We start from the raw sequence: 21,139 nt of genomic DNA on the forward strand, positions 1-21,139 counted from the left end.
CCAGGAACCCTGCATGCCAGACCCGGCCGCGCCTTTGTCGGTATCGAACCTTGTGCTCCGCTCCAAACAGCTGGAGATCGATGCCGTGCGCCATCTGGCGAGCCGTGCCGAGCTGGTGGATGTGATCGGGCAACTGATCCAGGGCCTGCAGCGGGAGCGTGGTGTTTCGGGCGCGTACCTGGCGTCCAAGGCGCAGCGGTTTGCGGATGTGCGTTTGCGCGTCATCGAGGAGGTCTCGCCCCTGGAGGTGCGGCTGCGCGACGTGTTTGCGCAGCACATTGAGCCGGGGCAGGGCGCCACTGCCAAGGCGCTTTCGCTGATGGCGTGGGCTTTACTGGGCCTGGAATCGCTGCCCGCGCTGCGCATCCAGATCGAGCGCCAAGCCATGTCGGCGCACGACTCCGTGGCGGCCTACAGCCACCTCATCGCGGGACTGATAGAGCTGGTTTTCCACGTTGCTGACGCGGCAGGCCTGCCCAGCGTGTCGCGCATGCTGGTGGCTTTGCTGCACCTGGTGCAGGCTGAAGAAGAGGCGGGCCAGGAGCGGGCCCTGGGAGCCTTGTTGTATGCCTCCGGCAGCAGCAACGAGGCCCACCAGCAACGCGTGATTCACCTCATTGATGCCCAGGAGCGCAGCCTGCGTGTGTTCGCTGAATTTGCTGAGCCTGCGCTGCGCGCTCGCTGGGAGCAGCAGCAGCTGGTGCCCGGCATGGCCCAGCTGGAGCGCCTGCGCCGTGCGTTGTGTGTGGCCCGGCCGGGCGCCTCTCTCGACAGCGACCTCAGCGACACCTGGTTCGATGTGTGCTCCGAACGCATCAATGCGCTGTGGCACCTGCAGGTGGATCTGGTCAAGCGCCTGCGTGAAGACTGCGAGGCGCGCATCCTGGAGGCCCAGCAAGACTTGCAGGACTCCAAGGGCCTGCTGCGCGGCCTGCGTGACAACCCGCCACAACGCACCCATGCGGTAGACCGCTTCTTCGACATGGCCCAGGTGCCATCGGCCTTGCCTGAGCCGGTAGGGGGAGGGCACACGGGTGAAGCAGCCTCGCTGGTGGACCTGCTGCAGACCCAGTCTGCGCGCATGGCCAGCATGGAAGCCGAGCTGGAAGTCGCCCGCCGCACGCTCAACGAGCGCAAGGTGATCGAGCGGGCCAAGGGTGTGCTGATGGCGCGGCTGGGCATGAACGAGGAGGTGGCCTTCCGGGCACTGCAGAAAACCTCCATGGACCAGAACCGCCGTCTGCTGGAAGTGGCCGAAGCCACGCTGTCGCTGCCGGATTTTGCATTTGCACAGCAGGCGACTCAAAACCCCAAGCCCGGGCCCTGAAGGGCTCGGTGGTTTTTCTCAAAGGCTTGACCCACCAGACAGGTCTGCACTCTGCCAAGCGCCATGGCGCCGATGCCCTGAGTTCGCCGCAAAGAAGGCCTTTCGAGAACCATGAAAAAAGCCCTGACTCTTGCGAATCAGGGCTTTTTATTTGGTGCCGGAGAGATGAATCGAACACCCGACCTTCTCATTACGAATGAGCTGCTCTACCGACTGAGCTACACCGGCGTAAGACTTAAATTATAGCGTGGAATGGTAGCTTGTCACGCGCTCGACCTCATTTTTTGAGCCGAGGATCACGCTGACGCGCTCGTGCAGCTGGGTGGGCTGGATGTCCAGGATGCGCTGCTTGCCGTTGGTGGCGGCGCCGCCTGCCTGCTCGACCAGCCAGCCCATGGGGTTGGCCTCGTACATCAGGCGCAGCTTGCCGGGCTTGTTGGGTTCACGCTTGTCCCAGGGGTACATGAAGACGCCGCCACGGGTCAGGATGCGGTGCACGTCTGCCACCATGCTGGCAATCCAGCGCATGTTGAAGTCCTTGCCGCGCGGGCCTTCCTTGCCCTGTAGGCATTCGTCGATGTAGCGCTTCACGGGTTCGTCCCAGTGGCGCATGTTGCTCATGTTGATCGCGAATTCCTTGGTGTCCTCAGGAATGCGGATGTTCTCTTCGGTCAGCACGAACGAGCCCTGCTCGCGGTCGAGCGTGAACATGGCCACGCCGTCGCCCACGGTGAGCACCAGCGTGGTCTGCGGGCCATAGATGCAGTAGCCCGCGGCCACTTGCTGCGTGCCGGGTTGCAGGAAGTCGCCTTCCTCCACACCCCGGTCGCCATCGGGCTTCTTCAGCACGCTGAAGATGGTGCCGATGCTCACGTTCACGTCGATGTTGCTGGAGCCGTCGAGGGGGTCGAACAGCAGCAGGTATTCGCCTTGTGGGTAGCGGTTGGGCACCAGGTAGATGCCGTCCATTTCCTCGGACGCCATGGCGGCCAGGTGGCCGCCCCATTCGTTGGCTTCGATCAGCACCTCGTTGGCGATGATGTCGAGCTTTTTCTGGATCTCGCCCTGCACGTTTTCGCTGCTGGCCGTGCCCAGCACGCCGCCCAGCGCGCCCTTGTTCACAGCGTGGCTGATGCTTTTGCAGGCGCGGGCCACCACTTCGAGCAGCAGGCGTAGCTGCGAGGGGATGAGGCCGTCCACCCGTTGCTGCTCAACAAGGTAGCGGGTCAGGCTGATGCTTTTTGCCATGGGGGTTTTGCTTTCAGGTGGGTTAGTCGGCCAGTGCGCGAGTGACGACCTCGCGCACGTCGTTGGACAGATCGGGCTTGGCGGCGACGCGGGCGATGGCCTCGCGGGCAGCGCTGCGCCAAGGGTCTGCCAGCTTCTTCCAGCGGTCGAGCGCGCGCGCAAGGCGGGCGGCGACCTGCGGGTTGATGGCATCCAGCTCGATCACGCGGTCGCTCCAGAACACATAGCCTGCCGCGTCGGCACGGTGGAAGGCGCCGGGGTTGGCGCTGCAGTAGCTGAAGATCACGCTGCGCGCGCGGTTCGGGTTCTTGAGGCTGAAGTCCGGGTGTGCCATGAGCTGGCGCACGGCGGGCAGCACATTGCCACCCCGGTCCGGCGCACCGGCTTGCAGCGCGAACCACTTGTCGATGACCAGCGGCTCGTCCTTGAACAGGGCGTGAAAGCGCGCCAGCGCCGGGGCGGCCAGCTCGCTGCCACTGGCCACCAGGGCGGTGAGCGCGTTGAAGCGGTCCGTCATGTTGCCCGCCACCTTGAAGCGCTGGTAGGCCTTGCCGGGCCAGACTGCATCGCCCGTCTTCTGTGCGGCAATGCACAGCATGTGCAGCGCCAGGCCGCTGAGTGCGCGGCGGCCGGAGGAAACGGGATCGGGGCGGTAGCCGCCGGTGTCCTGATTCTGTTCCCAGGCCCATTCCCAGTCGGCCTGCAGCGAGACGGCCAGTTGCTCGCGCATGGCTTCGCGCACGGCGTGAATGCGCTGGGGGTCCACCACGTCCTGCTGCTCTGCAATGTAAGTTTCAGACGGCAGCGTGAGCACCAGTTCCTTGAAGGCGGCATCCAGCAGGGGGTTGCGCAGCACGGCGCGCATGGCTTCCACAAACTCTGCAGGCAGAATTTGATGCTCAAATCGGCCGTTTCCGCCTGTCTGTAAAGCGTTGTTAGCTATTGAATTAATAGCGATTCGCAGCGCCAGGCGCTGACCGGCTTCCCAGCGGTTGAAGGCGTCGGCGTCGTGTGCCAGCAGGGTGAGCAACTGTGCGTCGGTGTAGTCGATGTCCAGCACCACGGGCGCGCTGAAGCCGCGCAGCAGCGAGGGCACGGGCTCGGCATCCAGGTTGGTGAAGGTCAGCGTCTGCGATGCCTCGGTGAGCACGATCACGCGCGAGGTGCTGCCCGACGATTCTTCGCCCGACAGGTGCAGGGGCAGGGCGGCGCCGGTGCTGGCGTCGATCAGGCCCAGCTCCACCGGGATGACGAAGGGCTGCTTCTCGCTTTGGCCGGGCGTGGCCGTGCAGCTTTGTGACAGCGTGAGCGCATAGCAGCGTGTGGCAGCGTCGTAGCGGCCCGTGGCGCGCACGCGAGGCGTGCCAGCCTGGCTGTACCAGCGCTTGAACTGGGGCAGGTGCTGCGCCAGCGGGCTGTCCGGGTTGGCATCGGCGATGGCCTGTACAAAGTCGTCGCAGGTCACAGCCTGGCCGTCATGGCGCTCGAAGTACAGCTTCATGCCCTTGGCAAAGCCTTCGCGGCCCACCAGGTTGTGCTGCATGCGCACCACTTCCGCACCCTTTTCGTAGATGGTGACGGTGTAGAAGTTGTTGATCTCGACGTAGCTGTCGGGCCGCACCGGGTGGGCCATGGGGCCTGCGTCTTCAGGGAACTGGGCGGTGCGCAGCACGCGCACGTCCTCGATGCGCTTGACGGCGCGGGCCGACGGGCTGCCCGCGAGGTCCATGCTGAACTCCTGGTCGCGGAAGACGGTGAGGCCTTCCTTCAGGCTCAGCTGGAACCAGTCGCGGCAGGTCACGCGGTTGCCCGTCCAGTTGTGGAAGTATTCGTGGCCGACCACACTTTCGATGTTGGCGAAGTCGGTGTCGGTGGCCGTGGATTCGCTGGCGAGAACGTACTTCGTGTTGAAGATGTTCAGGCCCTTGTTCTCCATGGCACCCATGTTGAAGTCGCTGGTGGCGACGATCATGAAGCGCTCCAGGTCCAGCGGCAGGCCGAAGCGGGCTTCGTCCCAGGCCACGCTGTACATCAGCGAGTTCATCGCGTGTTCGGTCTTGCCCAGATCACCGGGGCGCACGTAGACCTGCAGCAGGTGGTCGCTACCCGAGCGGCTCTTGATGAGCTGCTCGCGCGCCACCAGCTTGCCCGCCACCAGGGCGAACAGGTAGCAGGGCTTCTTGTGCGGGTCCACCCATTTGGCGAAATGCCGTGCGCCATTGGGGCCGTCTTCCAGCGGGCCGCTGTCCACCAGATTGCCGTTGGACAGCAGCACCGGGTACTGGGCCTTGTCGGCGCGCAGCGTGACGGTGTAGCTGGCCATCACATCGGGGCGGTCCAGGAAGTAGGTGATGCGGCGGAAGCCCTCGGCCTCGCACTGCGTGAAGAACGTGCCCTGGCTCACATAGAGGCCCATGAGCTGCGTGTTCTTGGCGGGGCAGCAGGTGGTGAAGATCTCCAGCGCGAAAGGCTCTTCGCCCTCAGGCAGGTTCTCCAGCACCAGGCGCGCACCCTCCATCTTGAACGAGGTGCCCTGGCCGTTGACCAGCACACGGGCCAGGTTCAGGTCTTCGCCGTCGAGCTTCAGCGGCTGGGCGGGGGCTGCGGGGTTGCGGCGCACCGTCATGCGGTTGAGCACGCGGGTCTTGGCCGGGTCCAGGTCGAAGGTCAGCTCGACACTGTCGATCCAGTAGGCGGGGGCGGTGTAGTCCTCGCGGCGGATGGCGATGGTCTGGCCCGCTCCGTCTCCACTTCCGTCGGCGCTAAGCAGTTGCTGCAACATGGATGCTCTCCAGAAAGTCGGTGTTCATGAGTTCGGTGTAGTCGCGCACGGCGGCCAGCACATGGGGCCCGGCCAGTTGCTCGGGCGTGTGGGTGCTGCAGATGGCCACGGCGCGCATGCCCGCGCGGCGCGCGGCCTCAATGCCGAAGGGCGCATCTTCAAAAACGATGCAGTGCGCCGGGTCGGCAGCGATGCGGCGCGCGGCTTCGAGAAAGATGGCGGGCTGGGGCTTGCCGGGCAGGCCCTCGTCGCCGCGCACGATGGCCTGCGGCGCAGGGTCCAGCCCCAGATGGCCCAGGGCAAATTCCACGTTGCCAATGTCGCCCGCTGTGCCCACGGCCAGCTTGAGGCCACGTGCGCGCACCTGGGCGGCAAACTGGCGAAAGCCCGCCACCTCGGCAAAGCGGGGGGCGAACAGTTCGCGGTAGATGGTTTCTTTTTCGTGCGTGAGCGCGTCGGCCTCGTCCTGCGACACGGGGCGGCCCAGCAGTTCCACGATGCACTCGGTGCCATTCTTGCCCGTGGTGCGCGCCATGAGGTCGGGCACGTCGATGTCCATGCCCCGGCGGCGCGCAAACTCGACCCACGCCTGGGCGTGCCAGGGCATGGAGTCGATCATGGTGCCGTCCATGTCGAAGATGATGGCGTCGGTGCGCATACGCATCGCTTAGACGCCTTGCTTCAACGAAGCTTCGATGAAGGCGTCCAGGTCGCCGTCCAGCACCTTCTGCGTGGCCGAGATTTCGACGTTGGTGCGCAGGTCCTTGATGCGGCTGTTGTCCAGCACATAGCTGCGGATCTGGTGGCCCCAGCCCACGTCGGTCTTGGTATCTTCCAGCTTTTGCTGCTCTTCCATGCGCTTGCGCATCTCGAAGTCATACAGGCGGCTGCGCAGGCGTTGCCAGGCCACGTCGCGGTTGCTGTGCTGGCTGCGGCCGTCCTGGCACTGCACCACGATGCCCGTGGGAATGTGCGTCAAGCGCACGGCCGAGTCGGTCTTGTTGATGTGCTGGCCGCCCGCGCCGGAGGCACGGAAGGTGTCGGTGCGCACGTCGGCCGGGTTGATGTTGATCTCGATGGAGTCGTCGATCTCAGGGTAGACGAACAGCGAGGCGAACGAGGTGTGGCGGCCGCCCGAGCTGTCGAACGGGCTCTTGCGCACCAGGCGGTGCACGCCGGTTTCGGTGCGCAGCAGGCCAAAGGCGTATTCGCCTTCGATCTTGATCGTGGCGCTCTTGATGCCCGCCACGTCGCCGGGGGTCTCGTCTTCGACGGTGGCCTTGAAGCCCTTGCGCTCGGCGTACTTGAGGTACTGGCGCAGCAGCATGCTGGCCCAGTCGCAGGCCTCGGTGCCACCGGCGCCGGCCTGGATGTCCACAAAGCAGTTGAGCGGGTCGGCCTCGTTGCGGAACATGCGGCGGAACTCCAGCTCTTCCACCGCTGCGCGCATCGTGGCGGCTTCTGACTCGATGGTCAAAAGGCCGGCTTCATCGCCTTCCTCTTTGCTCATCTCGTACAGCTCGGCGTTGTCGGCCAGATCGCGGGTGAGCTTGTCCAGCGTGACGACCACGCTGGAGAGCGACTTCTGTTCCTTGCCCAGCTCCTGGGCCTTCTTGGGATCGTTCCAGACCGAAGGGTCTTCCAGCGACGCGTTTACCGTGCGCAGGCGTTCAAATTTGGCATCGAAGTCAAAGATACCTCCGTAACTCTGCCGTGCGCAGAGCCAGGTCGCTGAGGGTGGTGCCGATGAGGTTGATGCGTTCTGCGTCCATGATTCTTGTCCTGGGTGTTCTGTGGAATAACCCGCGATTTTCTCATGGGATGACAAACCGCCCTGCCAAAGCCCTGCGAAGGGCTTTGGAGCGCGTGGGCCCGGGTTGGCAGGGGCCCTCCTGGTGTGCTGTTGAATCAAAAATGATAGCTATAAAAGCTTATCCATCAGGCGGTAGGGCCTGATTTGATTCAAATCTGCGTCAGGGCTGCTCCAGAAACTCCTCGATCAGCCATGCCACCTGGGCGGGCTGGTCGTGGTGCAGCATGTGCGCGGCGTCGTGCACCACGGCCGTGCGGCAGTTGCCCACATGGGTCAGGCGCTGGTGGTATTCCTCCAGCGTGTAGCGGCCCTTCCACCACTGGCCCAGGCTGTCGTCGCTGGCCTCCACGGCAAGCACGGGCGCGGTGATGTTCTTGTACAGCTCCATTGCCTCGTCCAGGCGGTACAGCTGGGCGCTGGTGATCTTGTGGGCCGGGTCGCCCAATATCTCCCACTGGCCCTGCGCATTGGGCTGCGCCCAGTGGCCTGCCAGCCATTGGGCTTTGTCTTCGGACAGGCGCGGGTTGGTTTTCATCAGCCTGCGGGCCACGCCTTCCTGGCTGTCGTAGCTCTTGAGCGCCATGTCGCCAGTGTGCAACTGCTTGATCTCGTCAATCCACTGCGCGTAGCGCTTGGGCGCCTGCGCAGGCCGCGTGGCGGGCATGCCAAAGCCCTCCAGGTTCACCAGGCGGCGGATGCGCGCGGGCCGCACGCCCGCATACATCATGGCCACGTTGCCGCCCATGCTGTGGCCCACCAGGTCGATGGCTTCGCCGGGGGCGTAGTGGTCCAGCAGCAGATCCAGGTCGGCCAGGTAGTCGGCAAACACATAGTGGTCCACCGGCGCGCCGGTGGTCAGGCCAAAGCCACGCCAGTCGGGGGCGATGATGCGGCGCTCGTGCTGCAGCGCGTCCACCGTGAACTGGTACGAGGCGCTCACATCCATCCAGCCGTGCAGCAGCATCAGCGTGGGCAAGGTGCTGGTGTCCGGCCCCCAGTGGCGGACGTGGTAGTTCAGGTGGCGCATGGGCAGCGTGCTGCTGCGCGAGGGTTTGAGAACTTGGTACATGCTCTGCCAATGGTACGTCGATGACGCCATCGCCCGGGGGCCGGTGCTGTCGCCAATGAGTCCGGCGCCCGGCAGGTTTTGGCGATCGCTTGTACCATCGCCAGCCGGGGCCGCAGCAGGCCCTGTTTACTTTTCCACCATCTGGAGCCTTCACCGCATGAACACCGTCCGCTTGGGTCAGAGTGACCTGCTTGTCACCCCCATTTGCCTGGGCACCATGACCTTTGGCGAGCAGGTCAATGAGGCCGACTCGCATGCCATCCTGAGCCAGTCGCTTGCGCGCGGCGTGAACTTCATCGACACGGCCGAGATGTACGCCGTGCCCGCCAAGGCCGAAACCTTTGGCGCCACCGAAACCATCATCGGCAACTGGTTTGCCAAGAACCCCGGCGCGCGCCAGAAGCTGGTGGTGGCCACCAAGGTGGCCGGCCCATCGCGCGGCATGCCCTGGGTGCGCGAGGGCAAGGGCATGACGGCGGCCGACATCGTGGCGTCGTGCGAAGGCAGCCTGCGCCGCCTGCAGACCGATGTGATCGACCTCTACCAGATCCACTGGCCCGAGCGCCATGTGCCTGCGTTCGGCAACCTGTATTACGACCCCGCCAAGGAAACGTCGCAAACCCCCATCCGCGAGCAGCTGGAAGCGCTGGCCGGGCTGGTGAAGGCGGGCAAGGTGCGCTACATCGGCCTGTCCAACGAAACCCCTTATGGCGTGCACGAGTTCGTGCGCCTGGCCGAGCAGCATGGCCTGCCGCGTGTGGCCACCGTGCAGAACCCGTACTGCCTCATCAACCGAACCTGGGAAAATGGGCTGGATGAGACCTGCCACCGCCTGGACGTGTCGTTGCTGGCTTATTCGCCCCTGGGCTTTGGCCTGCTGACGGGCAAGTACGACGAAAGCGGCATCACCGGCCCCAATGCCCCGCAGGGCGCGCGCATTGCATCGTATGAATCCGTGCGCAAACAGCGATGGGGCCGCCCCGAGGCATTGGAGGCCTCGCGCCGCTACAACGCGCTGGCCCGCGCCAACGGCATGACGCCCACCCAGATGGCGCTGGCGTTCTGCTACACCAAGTGGCAAGTGGCCAGCACCATCATCGGCGTGACGTCGGTGGCGCAGCTGGAGGAAGACCTGAACGCCTGGGGCACGACGCTGTCACCCGAAGTGCTGAAGGCCATCGACGCGATCCGCTGGGAGCTGCGCGACCCGGCGCTGTGACCGGGGGGCGGGGCGTGGCCCTGTGACTCTACAAGAGCAAAACAAAGGGGCCCCGCAGGGCCCCTTTGTTTATTGGCGAATCGTCGTGCACAGCCTTTAGGCCGTCGCCTCCTGGCGGGTGGTGCGTCCTTCAGTCCATGGCGTCCCTTGGGCCTCACCCAGGTCCCAGAACAACCCGGCCATCACCGCCAGCCCTTCGCGCGCCACGGGCGCCAGCAAATGCTCGTTGGGCGCATGCTGGGCGCAGGCGGGGTATGAGTGCGGCACCCACAGCGTGGGCAGGCCCAGCTGGTCGGCAAAGATGTCGTTGGGCAGCGAGCCTGCCAGGTTGGGCAGCAGCGTGGCGGGCTGGCCTGCGCTGGCCTGCAGCGAGGCCATCGTCCAGTCCACCCAGGGGTTGTGCAGATCGAGCCGCGTGGCGCCGCAGTGCATGCCCATGGTGATCTCGACCTGGCTGAAGCCATGTGCGTCCAGGTGCTCGCGCAGCGTGGCCTGCACGTTCTGCCAATCGGTGCCCACCACAAAACGCAGCTGGCAGTGCGCCACGGCCTGGGCGGGGATGGCGTTGATGGGCCGCTGTGCGTTGCCTGCGCCCAGTGCCAGCACCTCCAGCGTATTCCAGCCTACCAACTGTTCAGCCGGTGTCAGGCCGGGCTCGCCCCAGCCGGAGGTGAGCGCGGGGTCGTCTGCACCGGTGCCAATCACCACATCTTTGAGGGCAGTGCGCAGCTTGTCGGGCACCGCAGGCGGCAGCAGGCCTTTGATGAGAATTCGGCCCTTCGCGTCTACCAACGTGGCCAGCGCGTGCGTGAGCACTGTGGCCGGGTTGGCCAGCACGCCACCCCAGTTGCCCGAGTGGTAGGCCTTGTCGCGGCTGCGCACGGCGAGCGAGAAATTGATCGCACCGCGCGACCCCAGGAAGAGGGTGGGGTGGCCCGCATTCACGCGCGGGCCGTCGCTGGCTACGAACAGGTCGGCCTTCAACGCATCGCGGTGTTGCTCGCAGAAGGCGGCCAGGCCGGGCGAACCCGCTTCTTCACCCATCTCCATGAGCAGCGTCACGTTGTAGCCCAGGCGGCCGCCCCGGGCCTCGATGGTGTGGGCGAGTGCGGCCAGGCTCACGGTGTGCTGGCCCTTGTTGTCGGCCGTGCCCCGGCCGTACCAGCGCTCGCCGTCGATGGTCAGCTCCCAGGGCGAGAGGCCTTCGCGCCATTGCGCGTCCTGTCCGTTGACCACGTCGCCGTGGCCATAGGTGAGCACGGTGGGCAGCGCGGGATCTTCCACGCGGCGGGCCACCAAAAAGGGGCCGCCTTGTGGCGACGGGTTGTCGAGCACCTCACATTCAAAACCCAGGGGCGCGAGCCAGGGCAGCATTTCGTCGGTGAGGTAGGCGCGCAACTCGGGCGGCACCTTGCCGGTGTCGCTTTCGGTGCGCCACGCCACGCGGCGGCGCAGGTCGGTGGCAAAGCGGCCATCGTCAAAGTAGCGCTGGACGTTGTCGATCAGGTGTTGTCGGGTCATCGTGCGGGTCCTGGTTGGGTGGGGCGTCACTCCACCACGATCTTGGCGCGGTGGGCCAGTGCGCGGTAGCGGCCAATTTCGTTGTCCATGGCGGTGTGCATGGCTTTGGGGCCCACAAACACGGGCTCCATGCCCTGGGCGCGGATCTGCTCTTGCAGATGGGGGTCACGCAGGGCGGCTTCGACTTCCTTGATCAGCTTGTCCACGATGGGCGCAGGCGTGCGTGCGGGGGCGGCCACGGCGTACCAGCCGTCAAAGGCCGCGTCGGGCAGTTTTTGCTCCACCACCGTGGGCACCGAGGGCAGGGCGCGGGCACGCTCATTGCCCGCAATCGCCAAGGCACGCAACTTGCCGGAGCGCACATGCGGCGCGGCGCTGGCCACGGTGTCGATGGCCATCTGGATCTCGCCGCCGATCAATCCCATCATGGCCTGTGCGCTGCCCCGGTAGGGCACGTCCTGCAGGCGAACGTCGGCTGCCTGTTCCAGCAGCGCACCGACCAGGTGCGGGGCAGAGCCCGAACCGAACGTGGCGTAGTTGATGGTTTTGGGCGCGGCCTTGGCTGCTGCCATCAGCGCGGCCAGGTCCTTGTAGGGCGAGTTGGCGTTGACCACGATCACCAGCGGCGCGCGCGCAACGATGGCCACGGGGGCCAGGTCCTTGAGCGGGTCGTAGGGCAGTTTGGGACGCAGCGCGGCATTCACGGTGTAGCTGGTGGAGCCCGATACCAAGAGCGTGTAGCCGTCGGGATCGGCCTTGACCACCGTTTCGGTGCCGATGATGGTGGACGCGCCGGGTTTGTTGTCGGTGACCACCGGCTGGCCCAGGCGTGCGGACAGCTTCTGCCCCAGGGCGCGGGCCACGGCATCGGTGCCGCCACCGGGCGGGAAAGGCACCACGATGCGCACGGCGCGCTGGGGCCAGGCATCTGACGGCGAGGTGGCCTGGGCAAACGAAAGGCTGCTGGCGCTGGCGAGGATGGCCAGGGCTGCAGACGACAAAGAGGCTCGAACAAGGTGTTTCATGCGGACTCCGGTGGGAAGCGCCCCGGCATCAGCGGGTGCGATGGGGCATGGGTGAATTGGAGCCTCAAGCCATGCAAGATGGATGCTGGTTTACCATTGCTTGGAATAGAGATTTGGCAACTGAGTATTGCCTTTTTGTGGGTGGTAAGCCATGCCTGTTTCCTTCCTCAGTCTTCCATTGCGCTACTTTCTGGAAGTCGCGCGCACCGGGTCTGTCAACCAAGCGGCGCAACGCCTGCATGTGGCCGCCTCGGCCGTGAGCCGCCAACTGGCCAAGCTGGAAGACAGCCTGGGGGTGGTGCTGTTTGAACGCCAGGCGCGGGGCATGGCCCTGACCGAGGCGGGCACCCGGCTGCTGGCCCATGCCAGTGCCCACGACGCGCAGGCGCTGGAGCTGGTCGAGCAATTGCAGGATTTGTCCGCCCAAGGCGCCCTGCGGGTGCGGCTGGCCTGCACCGAAGGGTTTGCTGCAGCCTTCATGCCGTTGGTCATGGCGGGTTTTCGGCAGGCATACCCGCAGGTGCAACTGCAGTTGCAGGTGGCCGTGCCGCAAGAAGTGTCGGCCCTGGTGCTGCGTGGCGAGGCCGATCTGGCGCTGAAGTACAGCATGGCACCCGAAAAAGGCCTGCAGGTGCTGCACTCGGCCATCGCCCCCATCTACGCCGTCATGCCCGCACAGCACCCGCTGGCGCGCCAGCGCAGTGTGAGCGTGGCCGACGTGGTGCGCTACCCGCTGTTGCTGGGCGCGGCCAACACCACGGGGCGGCAGTTGTTTGACCTGAGCTGCGCGGTGCAGGGCCTGCGCTATGTGCCCGCTGTGGAGAGCAATTTCTCGTCGGCCCTGCTGCCCTTGCTGAGCGGGCAGGACGTGGTGCTGGCCAGCTACCTCACGGCGGCGCGCTGGGTGGAGGCGGGCTTGCTGGCGGCCCGGCCGTTTGACGAAGCCCAGTTGCAGCAGCGGCGCCTGCAGGTGCTGGCTGCTGAGGGGCGCATGCCCTCCGCACTGGTGCAGCAGTTCACACAAGCGCTGGTGGTGGCCATCGAGGAATACGGCAAGCGCAAGGTGGGGCGACGCCGCAAGGCCGTTGCAGCGCCCGCCAAGGTGTTCTGACACATCGCTGCAGGATTCAACGCGCTCACATTTGGATACGGATACCATCGGTGCCCTATCCGCACCACACCATGGCCAAGAAAGAACACGTTTCCGAAACCCAAGCCACCCAGCTGCTCAAGGCGAACAAGGTGGTTTTCACCGAACACCCGTATGAGTACCTGGAGCACGGCGGTGCCATGCACAGCGCCGAGGTGCTGGGGCTGGACCCGTTCACCGTGGTCAAGACCCTCGTCATGCAGGACCAGGACGCCAAGCCGCTCCTGGTGCTGATGCACGGCAACCGCAAGGTCTCTACCAAGAACCTCGCACGCCAGATCGGCGCCAAGTCGGTCGAGCCCTGCGCGCCCGAGGTGGCCAACCGGCACAGCGGCTACCTGGTGGGAGGCACGTCCCCGTTCGGCACACGGCGCACCATGCCGGTTTACATCGAAGAGACCATCCTTGCGCTGCCCCGCATCGCTATCAACGGCGGGCGCCGGGGCTTTCTGGTGCAGCTGGACCCGCAGGTGTGTGTGCAGCTGCTGGGCGCCAAACCCGTGCAATGTGCGCTGGCAGAATAGGCCGCCGCGCGATACATACAGCCCGTCAGAAGGCTGAACCATTGATTTCCAAGGAGTTGCTTTGACCGCCGTTTATCCCGTTCTTGCCGCTGTGGCCGCCTACCTGCTGGGTTCGCTGTCGTTCGCCGTCATCGTGACGCGAGTGATGGGCCTGAGTGACCCGCGCACCTACGGCAGCAAGAACCCGGGCGCCACCAATGTGCTGCGCTCGGGCTCCAAGGCCGCCGCCATCATCACGCTGCTGCTCGATGCCGTGAAGGGCTGGCTGCCCGTGGCGCTGGTGATGTGGTTCGGCCACCCTTATGGCCTCGAAGACGGCACCGTGGCCCTGGTGGGGCTGGCGGCTTTCCTGGGGCACCTGTGGCCGGTGTTCTTCCGCTTTGAGGGCGGCAAGGGCGTGGCCACGGCGCTGGGGGTGCTGGTGGGCGTCAGCGGCTGGCTGGGCCTGGCCACGGCGCTGACCTGGGTGATCATCGCCTTTTTCTTCCGCTATTCATCGCTGGCCTCGCTGGTCGCAGCCGTGTTTGCCCCGGTGTACTACCTGCTGGTGGACGGGGTGGTCTGGTACGCCGAGGGCACGATTGCCGCTGCGATGGTGGCGATGGCGCTGCTGCTGGCCTGGCGGCACAAGGAAAACATCCAGCGTCTGGTGGCGGGCAAGGAGTCTCGCCTGGGCAGCAAGAAGGACAAGCCGGTTGCCGAGGCGGCAGCGGGTAAAGCGCACAAGCACTGAAGGGCTGTGGGCGCGCCGCTGCCCGAAGGGCTGGCGGGGCTCAGAGCGTTCCGGGCCCGGTGACCAGCCCGCGCAGCCCGGCGCTGTGCTGGGCCGCATACAAACCCAGCCTCACCATGGTGCGGTGGTTGAGTTCCAGGCTCACGGCCGAGCGCGCCAGGGCCGACTGGATGCGCGGTTTTCCCGAGGCTGTCTGGTACAGGCTGGGCTGGGCCTGGTGGTTGCCGCTGCGGTCGAGCAGGCTGGCCACCAGGGGATGGTTGGCCTTGTCGCTGCGGCGCAGCACGATGGCGGTGTCGCCGTTGTCCAGTTTCACAAACGTGCCCGGCGGGCACAGCCCGATGGAGCGCACGAGGGTGTAGCTCACCTCGTCGCGCTGATCCACCTCTTGCCCCACGATGGCGCGCACCGAATCGGTGGCGCTGCGGCCTGCGCGTGACTTGCGCGGGCTGATCATGGCCGCATAGCGGTCGATGGTGCCCAGGATGCGCGTGAGCCGGTCTTCCGGGTCCTGGTTGGCCAGCGGCACGCGCTCGGCAATGCTGGCGTGGTGTTGACCCACCACGTCCAGCCAAAGCGCATCGCTGATGAACAGGCGCTCCAGCAGCAGCATGCTTTCTTCGGGGTGGCTCTTGATGGCTTCCTGCTGTGCGGCAGTGGGGCGCTCGCGCTGCTCTGCCAGTTCGTCCTGCAGCGCGGTCATGCCGATGTTCATGGTCAGTGCTGCACGCACCAGGCTGTCACGCTCGCGCTGGGGCAGCTTGAGTTCGAGCGCCATGATGTGGCACAGCGTGCCGCAGACCAGCGCGTGTGAGGCGCTGTAGCCCACGGTGGACGTGGACGCCAGCTGGAACATCAGGTACAGCGCCGCATCGATGTCATGTGCCACCAGGTCCTGCAGCCACACGTCGAACTGCCGCACCTTGCCGGGGAAGTCCTGCACCTGCAGGGGCCGGGCCAGCAGCACCGACAGCGCTGACTCCAGGTCGGACCAGAGGCTCAGAAGATCCTCGTACTCCCCTTCGGAGTGTGGGTGGCTGGCGGCGGGGTGGGCGGACATGGTGGGGTCAGTTGCGCTTTTCGAGCACCATCTGGTCGTTGCTGCGGGTCATCTGGAATTCGTTCAGAAAACTGTTGCCCAGCAGCACGTAGGGCATGGGTTGGGAGGTGACGATGGCCTCCACCCCAAACACCTCCACATCGCCAACGCGCACAGAGTCAAGCTTCATGCGCCAGCCTTGCCCAACGCCATTCGCAGTGCCCATGCGCACAGGCTGGCCGCTTTGGTAGTTCAGTCCCATCCGGTCTGCATCAGAGCGGCCAATGGCGACGGTGGAGGCCCCGGTATCCACCATGTACTGCATGACCTTGCCATTGATGGTGCCGCTGTTCACAAAATGCCCCCGGCTGTCGGCGGTGAGCACAAGGCGCTTACCGCTTGCACCGCTGCGCCCCCCCACGCGCACCGGGGCTTCGCCCAGCCGCAGGATGCGCCGCTCGCCCTTGACCTCGACGGTGGCTTCTTCCTTGAGCACGGCAATGACCTTGACCCCTTGGAATTCATCCCCGGCGCCCACGGCGCGCGGCGGGTGGGCATCCACCACCAGCAAGGCCTTGCTGCCCAGCATGCCGGCCAGTGCCACCGATTGCGCATGCACCGCTCCGGCAGCGGCCAGCAGGAGCCCGCCAAGGGCCACCGTGGCGGTGGGCAGCAGGTGCAGGAGCTTGGTCATGGTGTGAAGATGAGCGTGGGTGGATTTTGCGGGGCGCGAGGCTCAGTCCCGGAAGTTGTCGAACGACAGCGGCACGTCGGTCACGTCCTTGCGGATCAGCGCCATGGCGGCTTGCAGGTCGTCGCGCTTGGCGCCGGTCACGCGCACCTTGTCTTCCTGGATGGCACCTTGCACCTTGAGCTTGCTCTCCTTGAGCAGCTTCTGGATCTTCTTGGCCAGCTCGCTTTCGATGCCGTTGCGCACCTTGATGACCTGCTTGACCTTGTCGCCGCCCATTTTCTGGACATCGCCCATGTCCAGAAAGCGCACATCCACGTTGCGCTTGGTCAGCTTGTTGCGCAGCACGTCTTCGATCTGGGTGAGCTGGAAGTCGGCATCGCCGATCAGGGTGATGTCCTTGTCCTTGATCTCGATGCTGGCGGAGGTGCCCTTGAAGTCGAAGCGGGTGCCGATTTCCTTGGCGGTGTTCTCTACGGCGTTTTTCACTTCAACCAGGTTGGCTTCGCAGACGGTGTCAAAAGATGGCATGGTGGTTCTCTATCTCAGGGGAAACGGGGTCAATGCACCAGGTGGTGACAGGGCCGGGTGCGACAATCGGGCCAATGGTAGTCGAGAAAAACGTCCCTTTGCAGCCCTGCAACACCTTCGGTATCGCTGCACGTGCGCAGACGCTGGTGCGGGTGCACACCGCCGCCGATGTGCTGGCCGTGCTGGCAGATTCTGAGCTGGCGGCAGCGCCCAAGTTTGTGCTGGGCGGTGGCAGCAACATCATCCTCACCGGCGATGTGAAGCCCGTGGTGCTCAAGATGGAGATCAAGGGCCTGCGCCTGGTGGCAGAAACACCCAAAGCCTGGATCGTGGAAGCGGGGGCTGGCGAGGTCTGGCATGACTGCGTGGCCTGGACGCTGGCGCAGGGGTTCCCGGGGCTGGAGAACCTGGCCCTGATTCCGGGCACCGTGGGCGCATCGCCCGTGCAGAACATCGGCGCCTACGGCGTGGAGCTGCAGGACCGCTTTGAATCCCTGGACGCGATCGACCTGGCCACGGGCCGAGCCTTCACGCTGGATGCCGCGCAATGCGGATTTGGCTACCGGGATTCGGTGTTCAAGCATGCGCCCCCGGATGCGCCCGGCGCAGACGGTTTGCCCCGGGGCATGGGCCTGGAGGGCCGCGCCGTGATCACCCACGTGCGTTTTCACCTGCCCAAACCCTGGAAACCGGTGCTGGGCTACCTGGACCTGGAGCGCCGCATAGCGGAGGAGGGCGTCTCGCAGCCCACGGCCCAGCAGATCTTCGACTGGATCTGCGACATCCGCCGCGCCAAGCTGCCCGACCCGGCCGTGGTGGGCAACGCAGGCAGCTTCTTCAAGAACCCCACGGTGTCGCCCGACCAGTGCGCCGACATCATCGCGCGCGAGCCGCGCATCGTGCACTACCCCATGGCGGATGGCAGCATCAAGCTGGCGGCGGGCTGGCTGATTGATGCCTGCGGCTGGAAAGGCAAGTCCATCGGCAAGGCCGGTGTGTATGAAAAGCAGGCGCTGGTGCTGGTGAACCGGGGGCAGGGTGCCGACAGCGTGACGGGCGGCGAGGTGATGACGCTGGCCAAGGCCATCCAGACCAGCGTGTATGAGCGCTTCGGCATCCGGCTGGAGCCGGAGCCGGTGGTGGTGTAGGCCCAGCAAGCCTCCGTCAAATCGCCTTCAAACCCCAGTGGGCCCTGGCAGACCCCGCCAGCCGCTCCGCAGGGACAAAGAAAAAGCCACCGTCTCCGGTGGCTTTACTCATTTTTTGATAGCTGCTAGCGCATGATGGTCGCGCGCAAGAGCCATTTTTTGCCACTATTTTGAGTGGCAAACCCCCGCAAAACTCACTTGCGGTCGTTTTCCAGCTGCGCCAGGGCCGCGTTGCCACCCAGTGACAGCAGGCCTGCGCGTGCATACACGCCCAGCTTGTCGCGCGTGTCCGAGATGTCCAGGTTGCGCATGGTCAGCTGGCCGATGCGGTCCAGCGGGCTGAAAGGCGCGTCTTCCACCTTTTCCATCGACAGGCGCTCGGGGGCGTAGGTCAGGTTGGGCGATTCGGTGTTGAGCAGCGAATAGTCGTTGCCACGGCGCAGTTCCAGCGTCACGGTGCCGGTCACGGCGCGGGCCACCCAGCGCTGGGCGGTTTCGCGCAGCATGATGGCCTGGGGGTCGAACCAGCGGCCCTGGTACAGCAGGCGGCCCAGCTTCAGGCCGTTCAGGCGGTACTGCTCGATGGTATCCTCATTGTGGATGCCGGTCACCAGGCGCTCGTAGGCGATGTGCAGCAGCGCCAGGCCGGGGGCTTCATAGATGCCGCGGCTCTTGGCTTCGATGATGCGGTTCTCGATCTGGTCGCTCATGCCCAGACCGTGGCGGCCGCCAATGCGGTTGGCTTCGAGGATCAGCTCGACCGGGTCGTTGAACTCCACGCCGTTCAGGGCCACAGGCTGGCCTTCTTCAAAGCGCACCGAGACTTCTTCGGCCTTGACTTCGACCTCGGGCTTCCAGAATGCCACGCCCATGATGGGGTTGACGATGCGGATGCCGCTGTTCAGAAACTCCAGGTCCTTGGCCTCATGCGTGGCACCCAGCATGTTGCTGTCGGTGCTGTAGGCCTTTTCGGCACTCATCTTGTAGCCAAAGCCTGCCTGGGTCATGAACGCCGACATTTCGGCGCGGCCGCCCAGCTCGTCGATGAATAGCTGGTCCAGCCAGGGCTTGTAGATCTTGAGCGAGGGGTTGGTGAGCAGGCCGTAGCGGTAGAAGCGCTCGATGTCGTTGCCCTTGAAGGTCGAGCCGTCGCCCCAGATGTTGACGTCGTCTTCCTTCATTGCCGCCACGAGCATGGTGCCGGTCACGGCGCGACCCAGGGGGGTGGTGTTGAAGTAGGTCAGGCCGCCGGTGCTGATGTGGAAGGCGCCTGCCTGCAGGGCGGCAATGCCTTCGTGGGCCAGTTGGGTGCGGCAGTCCACCAAGCGGGCTTTTTCGGCGCCGTATTCCATCGCCTTGCGGGGGATGGCGTCGTAGTCGGGCTCGTCGGGCTGGCCCAGGTTGGCGGTGTAGGCATAGGGCATGGCGCCCTTGAGCTTCATCCAGTGCAGCGCGGCGCTGGTATCGAGGCCGCCCGAGAAGGCGATGCCGACTTTTTGCCCAAGGGGCAGGCTTTGGAGAATGGTGGCCATGTGCGGGGTCCGTTGCGGTGTGGAGCGATCAGCCGAAGTGGCAGATGTAGTGATAAGCCTCGGTCACGCGAATGTCGAACTTCGAGTTGCCGGGCACGCTGAATTTTTCGCCTGCGGACGACTTCACCCAGGCATCGGTGCCTGCCAGCTTGTATTCGCAGGAGCCGGCCACGCATTCCATGATCTCGGGCGCACCGGTGTTGAAGGTCAGCGTCGCAGGCAGCACCACGCCCACCGACTTCTTCGTGCCATCGGCAAAGGTGATGCCGTGGCTCACGCACTTGCCGTCAAAGTACACATTGGCCTGGGTGGTGACGGACACGCCGTCGATTTTTTCGGTGGTCATGGATGCGCTGGATTGGGTTAGAGGAAACCCGCGATTTTAGGGCAGGGGTGGTGCAGCGCTGGCGGCCGGACCCAACGAAACCTGCGCCCGGGGTCTGGGCACCAAAAAAAAGAGCCCCGAAGGGCTCTATTTCTTGGTGGCGAATGCTCAGGGCTTGGGTGCCCTGTTGCCCCCGAGCGTGCGCTCAGCGCCAGTAGGGGTTGCGGTGGTGCGGGTAGTACGGCCGGTCGTAGCCATACTCGATCACCGTCACGGGCGGCGTCACGTAGGTGGGCTGCTGGTAGACCGGCTGCACCGGGTAGGTGGAGGTCACCACACCGGGCTGGCTGTACACGCCTTGCTGCGCGTACGGGTCGGGCTGGGTGGAGTAGGTATGGCCGGTGGGCTGCACGCTCAGCGGGATCCAGCGGCCGGGGTCGTTCTGGGTGCGCGTGGTGTATTGCCGGCCTGCGTATTCGTAGACCACGTTGTAGCCCACGGTGCGGTTTTCGTAGTAGGTCTCGGTGGTGCAGCGCTGCACGTTCTGGTACTGCGGCTGGCCGCCTTCGATCTGGTTGCCCAGCACGGCCCCACCGATCACGCCAATGGCCGTGGCAGCTGCGCGGCCGCTGCCCTTGCCGATGGCATTGCCGGCGGCACCGCCTGCAATGGCGCCCATCACGGCGCCCGCGCCGCTGGTGCGGTTGCCGCTGTACACGGTTTCATTGCCGCACACCTGCTGGGGGACGCCCACCTGCTGAACGATGGGGGTGGCCGACAGCACTCGGCCTTGTTCCTGGGCGGTTGCCAGGGTTGCAACGGCAGCCATGGCGGAAAAAATCACGATCTTTTTCATGGAGAAACTCCTTTCGGGTCGGTACATAACGCACCGAACACAAGAAAAGTTTAGGCCCTTGGTGTCAATTCAGGCCCTGGCAGCCGTAAATCTGCGTAAAGATTTGTGCGATTTTCCCGCGTTGGCGCGCAAATGTCAGCAGGTCGGCCGGTCCGGCCTGCTGGATTGGTCAGCTCTGGGGCGCCGCGTCGCGCCAGGCCTGCCATTGGTCGGGCGCAAAGCCCACAGACACCTGGGTACGGCCTGCATGCTGCCATTCGACCACGGGGCGTTTGATCACGCTCGGCTGCTCCTGCATCAGAGCGCTGGCGCTGGCGTCGTCCGTGACCGCAGCCTGGGTGTCGGCATCCAGCTTGCGCCAGGTGGTGCCCTGGCGGTTGACCAGCTTCTGCCAGCCCGCCGCGCTCAGCCAGCCAGGCAATTGGCTGCCAGGGACTCCTTGTTTCTTGAAGTCGTGAAACTGGTAGTCCAGCCCCTGTTCGGTGAACCAGGCGCGGGATTTTTTGACGGTATCGCAGTTGGGAATGCCGTAGAGGGTGATGCGGGCGTTTGTCATGCCGCGCATCATCCTCGAAAACCCCGTGGTGAATGCCGCTCGGCGACAAT

20 protein-coding genes and 1 tRNA gene are annotated in these 21,139 nt (G+C 65.2%); 6 read left to right on the plus strand and 15 right to left on the minus strand.

Annotated features, from left to right (window positions below):
• The first annotated feature begins 13 nt into the window (after positions 1 to 13).
• Positions 14 to 1,327, plus strand: coding sequence for a nitrate- and nitrite sensing domain-containing protein (locus tag AvAM_RS07295; protein ID WP_137746444.1), 1,314 nt, complete (start codon positions 14 to 16; stop codon positions 1,325 to 1,327).
• A gap of 152 nt (positions 1,328 to 1,479) precedes the next feature.
• Here AvAM_RS07295 and AvAM_RS07300 read toward each other — a convergent pair.
• From AvAM_RS07300 to AvAM_RS07325, 6 genes are all read right to left on the minus strand, one after another.
• Positions 1,480 to 1,555: transfer RNA gene (locus AvAM_RS07300), tRNA-Thr, on the minus strand.
• Between the two features lie 12 nt (positions 1,556 to 1,567).
• Entirely contained in the window at positions 1,568 to 2,575 is a 1,008-nt protein-coding gene (locus tag AvAM_RS07305) for a class 1 fructose-bisphosphatase (protein WP_063460605.1), read from the minus strand.
• A gap of 22 nt (positions 2,576 to 2,597) precedes the next feature.
• Positions 2,598 to 5,357: an aminopeptidase N gene (gene pepN, locus AvAM_RS07310; RefSeq protein WP_137746445.1), complete on the minus strand. Its 2,760-nt coding sequence runs from the start codon at positions 5,355 to 5,357 to the stop codon at positions 2,598 to 2,600.
• Positions 5,338 to 6,015, minus strand: a complete 678-nt coding sequence (locus AvAM_RS07315) for an HAD family phosphatase (RefSeq protein WP_137746579.1) — start codon at positions 6,013 to 6,015, stop codon at positions 5,338 to 5,340. Before AvAM_RS07315 ends, pepN begins: the two co-directional genes overlap by 20 nt.
• Positions 6,016 to 6,024: 9 nt before the next feature.
• Positions 6,025 to 7,129 (minus strand): peptide chain release factor 2 gene (prfB, locus tag AvAM_RS07320; protein ID WP_109790915.1). Its coding sequence is split into 2 segments (ribosomal slippage): positions 6,025 to 7,047 and positions 7,049 to 7,129, totalling 1,104 coding nucleotides; the frame shifts between segments, so codons are not numbered across the junction.
• A gap of 201 nt (positions 7,130 to 7,330) precedes the next feature.
• Positions 7,331 to 8,239: an alpha/beta fold hydrolase gene (locus AvAM_RS07325; RefSeq protein WP_137746446.1), complete on the minus strand. Its 909-nt coding sequence runs from the start codon at positions 8,237 to 8,239 to the stop codon at positions 7,331 to 7,333.
• A gap of 157 nt (positions 8,240 to 8,396) precedes the next feature.
• On the opposite strand from AvAM_RS07325, the gene AvAM_RS07330 reads away from it, so the two are divergent.
• Positions 8,397 to 9,458, plus strand: coding sequence for an aldo/keto reductase (locus AvAM_RS07330; protein WP_137746447.1), 1,062 nt, complete (start codon positions 8,397 to 8,399; stop codon positions 9,456 to 9,458).
• 96 nt (positions 9,459 to 9,554) lie between these two features.
• Here the strand turns inward: AvAM_RS07330 and AvAM_RS07335 are convergent, their stop codons facing one another.
• A complete protein-coding gene (locus AvAM_RS07335; protein ID WP_137746448.1) occupies positions 9,555 to 10,979 on the minus strand; it encodes a M20 family metallopeptidase in 1,425 nt (474 codons plus the stop codon).
• A 26-nt stretch (positions 10,980 to 11,005) separates the two neighbouring features.
• Positions 11,006 to 12,004, minus strand: coding sequence for a tripartite tricarboxylate transporter substrate binding protein (locus AvAM_RS07340; protein WP_137746449.1), 999 nt, complete (start codon positions 12,002 to 12,004; stop codon positions 11,006 to 11,008).
• 151 nt (positions 12,005 to 12,155) lie between these two features.
• Here AvAM_RS07340 and AvAM_RS07345 point away from each other — a divergent pair, with 151 nt between their 5' ends.
• The 3 genes from AvAM_RS07345 (at position 12,156) to plsY (ending at position 14,411) form a co-directional block, all read left to right on the plus strand.
• The gene (locus tag AvAM_RS07345) at positions 12,156 to 13,115 is read left to right on the plus strand and encodes a LysR family transcriptional regulator (RefSeq protein WP_137746450.1); all 960 of its coding nucleotides are present in this window, start codon (positions 12,156 to 12,158) and stop codon (positions 13,113 to 13,115) included.
• 71 nt (positions 13,116 to 13,186) lie between these two features.
• Positions 13,187 to 13,678: an aminoacyl-tRNA deacylase gene (locus AvAM_RS07350; RefSeq protein ID WP_137746451.1), complete on the plus strand. Its 492-nt coding sequence runs from the start codon at positions 13,187 to 13,189 to the stop codon at positions 13,676 to 13,678.
• Between the two features lie 61 nt (positions 13,679 to 13,739).
• Positions 13,740 to 14,411 carry a glycerol-3-phosphate 1-O-acyltransferase PlsY gene (plsY, locus tag AvAM_RS07355; protein ID WP_137746452.1) on the plus strand — a complete coding sequence of 224 codons (672 nt, stop codon included), beginning with the start codon at positions 13,740 to 13,742 and terminating at the stop codon, positions 14,409 to 14,411.
• 40 nt (positions 14,412 to 14,451) lie between these two features.
• Here the strand turns inward: plsY and AvAM_RS07360 are convergent, their stop codons facing one another.
• The 3 genes from AvAM_RS07360 to AvAM_RS07370 are packed head-to-tail and all read right to left on the minus strand — an operon-like array spanning position 14,452 to position 16,672.
• Positions 14,452 to 15,471 carry an HD-GYP domain-containing protein gene (locus tag AvAM_RS07360; protein WP_137746453.1) on the minus strand — a complete coding sequence of 340 codons (1,020 nt, stop codon included), beginning with the start codon at positions 15,469 to 15,471 and terminating at the stop codon, positions 14,452 to 14,454.
• A gap of 7 nt (positions 15,472 to 15,478) precedes the next feature.
• Positions 15,479 to 16,144 carry a TIGR02281 family clan AA aspartic protease gene (locus AvAM_RS07365; protein ID WP_137746454.1) on the minus strand — a complete coding sequence of 222 codons (666 nt, stop codon included), beginning with the start codon at positions 16,142 to 16,144 and terminating at the stop codon, positions 15,479 to 15,481.
• 42 nt (positions 16,145 to 16,186) lie between these two features.
• On the minus strand, positions 16,187 to 16,672 hold the full coding sequence (locus tag AvAM_RS07370; RefSeq protein WP_137746455.1) for a YajQ family cyclic di-GMP-binding protein: 486 nt from the start codon (positions 16,670 to 16,672) through the stop codon (positions 16,187 to 16,189).
• A gap of 74 nt (positions 16,673 to 16,746) precedes the next feature.
• On the opposite strand from AvAM_RS07370, the gene murB reads away from it, so the two are divergent.
• Positions 16,747 to 17,820, plus strand: coding sequence for a UDP-N-acetylmuramate dehydrogenase (gene murB, locus AvAM_RS07375; protein WP_137746456.1), 1,074 nt, complete (start codon positions 16,747 to 16,749; stop codon positions 17,818 to 17,820).
• A 194-nt stretch (positions 17,821 to 18,014) separates the two neighbouring features.
• On the opposite strand, the gene argG is transcribed toward murB, so the two are convergent.
• The 4 genes from argG to AvAM_RS07395 all read right to left on the minus strand — a co-directional run bounded on the left by argG (position 18,015) and on the right by AvAM_RS07395 (position 21,089).
• On the minus strand, positions 18,015 to 19,352 hold the full coding sequence (gene argG / locus AvAM_RS07380) for an argininosuccinate synthase (protein ID WP_137746457.1): 1,338 nt from the start codon (positions 19,350 to 19,352) through the stop codon (positions 18,015 to 18,017).
• A gap of 28 nt (positions 19,353 to 19,380) precedes the next feature.
• A complete protein-coding gene (locus tag AvAM_RS07385) occupies positions 19,381 to 19,698 on the minus strand; it encodes a pyrimidine/purine nucleoside phosphorylase (protein WP_010465797.1) in 318 nt (105 codons plus the stop codon).
• Between the two features lie 184 nt (positions 19,699 to 19,882).
• Positions 19,883 to 20,533 (minus strand): glycine zipper 2TM domain-containing protein, encoded by a 651-nt coding sequence (locus tag AvAM_RS07390; protein WP_137746458.1) that lies wholly within the window; start codon positions 20,531 to 20,533, stop codon positions 19,883 to 19,885.
• A gap of 169 nt (positions 20,534 to 20,702) precedes the next feature.
• Positions 20,703 to 21,089 carry an ArsC family reductase gene (locus AvAM_RS07395; protein ID WP_137746459.1) on the minus strand — a complete coding sequence of 129 codons (387 nt, stop codon included), beginning with the start codon at positions 21,087 to 21,089 and terminating at the stop codon, positions 20,703 to 20,705.
• Between the last annotated feature and the right edge of the window lie 50 nt (positions 21,090 to 21,139).

The sequence above is a fragment of the Acidovorax sp. NB1 genome (assembly GCF_005405905.1).
Taxonomy (GTDB): Bacteria; Pseudomonadota; Gammaproteobacteria; order Burkholderiales; family Burkholderiaceae_C; genus Acidovorax.

What these genes read in the sequence shown, in the direction of transcription:
- AvAM_RS07330 (WP_137746447.1), top strand. Translation starts at nt 8,397, where the DNA reads ATGAACACCGTCCGCTTGGGTCAGAGTGACCTGCTTGTCACCCCCATT.
- murB (WP_137746456.1), top strand. Translation starts at nt 16,747, where the DNA reads ATGGTAGTCGAGAAAAACGTCCCTTTGCAGCCCTGCAACACCTTCGGT.
- AvAM_RS07360 (WP_137746453.1), bottom strand. Translation starts at nt 15,471, where the DNA reads ATGTCCGCCCACCCCGCCGCCAGCCACCCACACTCCGAAGGGGAGTAC.
- AvAM_RS07370 (WP_137746455.1), bottom strand. Translation starts at nt 16,672, where the DNA reads ATGCCATCTTTTGACACCGTCTGCGAAGCCAACCTGGTTGAAGTGAAA.
- AvAM_RS07345 (WP_137746450.1), top strand. Translation starts at nt 12,156, where the DNA reads ATGCCTGTTTCCTTCCTCAGTCTTCCATTGCGCTACTTTCTGGAAGTC.
- AvAM_RS07365 (WP_137746454.1), bottom strand. Translation starts at nt 16,144, where the DNA reads ATGACCAAGCTCCTGCACCTGCTGCCCACCGCCACGGTGGCCCTTGGC.
- AvAM_RS07315 (WP_137746579.1), bottom strand. Translation starts at nt 6,015, where the DNA reads ATGCGCACCGACGCCATCATCTTCGACATGGACGGCACCATGATCGAC.
- pepN (WP_137746445.1), bottom strand. Translation starts at nt 5,357, where the DNA reads ATGTTGCAGCAACTGCTTAGCGCCGACGGAAGTGGAGACGGAGCGGGC.
- argG (WP_137746457.1), bottom strand. Translation starts at nt 19,352, where the DNA reads ATGGCCACCATTCTCCAAAGCCTGCCCCTTGGGCAAAAAGTCGGCATC.
- AvAM_RS07305 (WP_063460605.1), bottom strand. Translation starts at nt 2,575, where the DNA reads ATGGCAAAAAGCATCAGCCTGACCCGCTACCTTGTTGAGCAGCAACGG.
- AvAM_RS07385 (WP_010465797.1), bottom strand. Translation starts at nt 19,698, where the DNA reads ATGACCACCGAAAAAATCGACGGCGTGTCCGTCACCACCCAGGCCAAT.
- AvAM_RS07390 (WP_137746458.1), bottom strand. Translation starts at nt 20,533, where the DNA reads ATGAAAAAGATCGTGATTTTTTCCGCCATGGCTGCCGTTGCAACCCTG.
- AvAM_RS07340 (WP_137746449.1), bottom strand. Translation starts at nt 12,004, where the DNA reads ATGAAACACCTTGTTCGAGCCTCTTTGTCGTCTGCAGCCCTGGCCATC.
- AvAM_RS07325 (WP_137746446.1), bottom strand. Translation starts at nt 8,239, where the DNA reads ATGTACCAAGTTCTCAAACCCTCGCGCAGCAGCACGCTGCCCATGCGC.
- AvAM_RS07295 (WP_137746444.1), top strand. Translation starts at nt 14, where the DNA reads ATGCCAGACCCGGCCGCGCCTTTGTCGGTATCGAACCTTGTGCTCCGC.
- AvAM_RS07350 (WP_137746451.1), top strand. Translation starts at nt 13,187, where the DNA reads ATGGCCAAGAAAGAACACGTTTCCGAAACCCAAGCCACCCAGCTGCTC.
- AvAM_RS07395 (WP_137746459.1), bottom strand. Translation starts at nt 21,089, where the DNA reads ATGACAAACGCCCGCATCACCCTCTACGGCATTCCCAACTGCGATACC.
- AvAM_RS07335 (WP_137746448.1), bottom strand. Translation starts at nt 10,979, where the DNA reads ATGACCCGACAACACCTGATCGACAACGTCCAGCGCTACTTTGACGAT.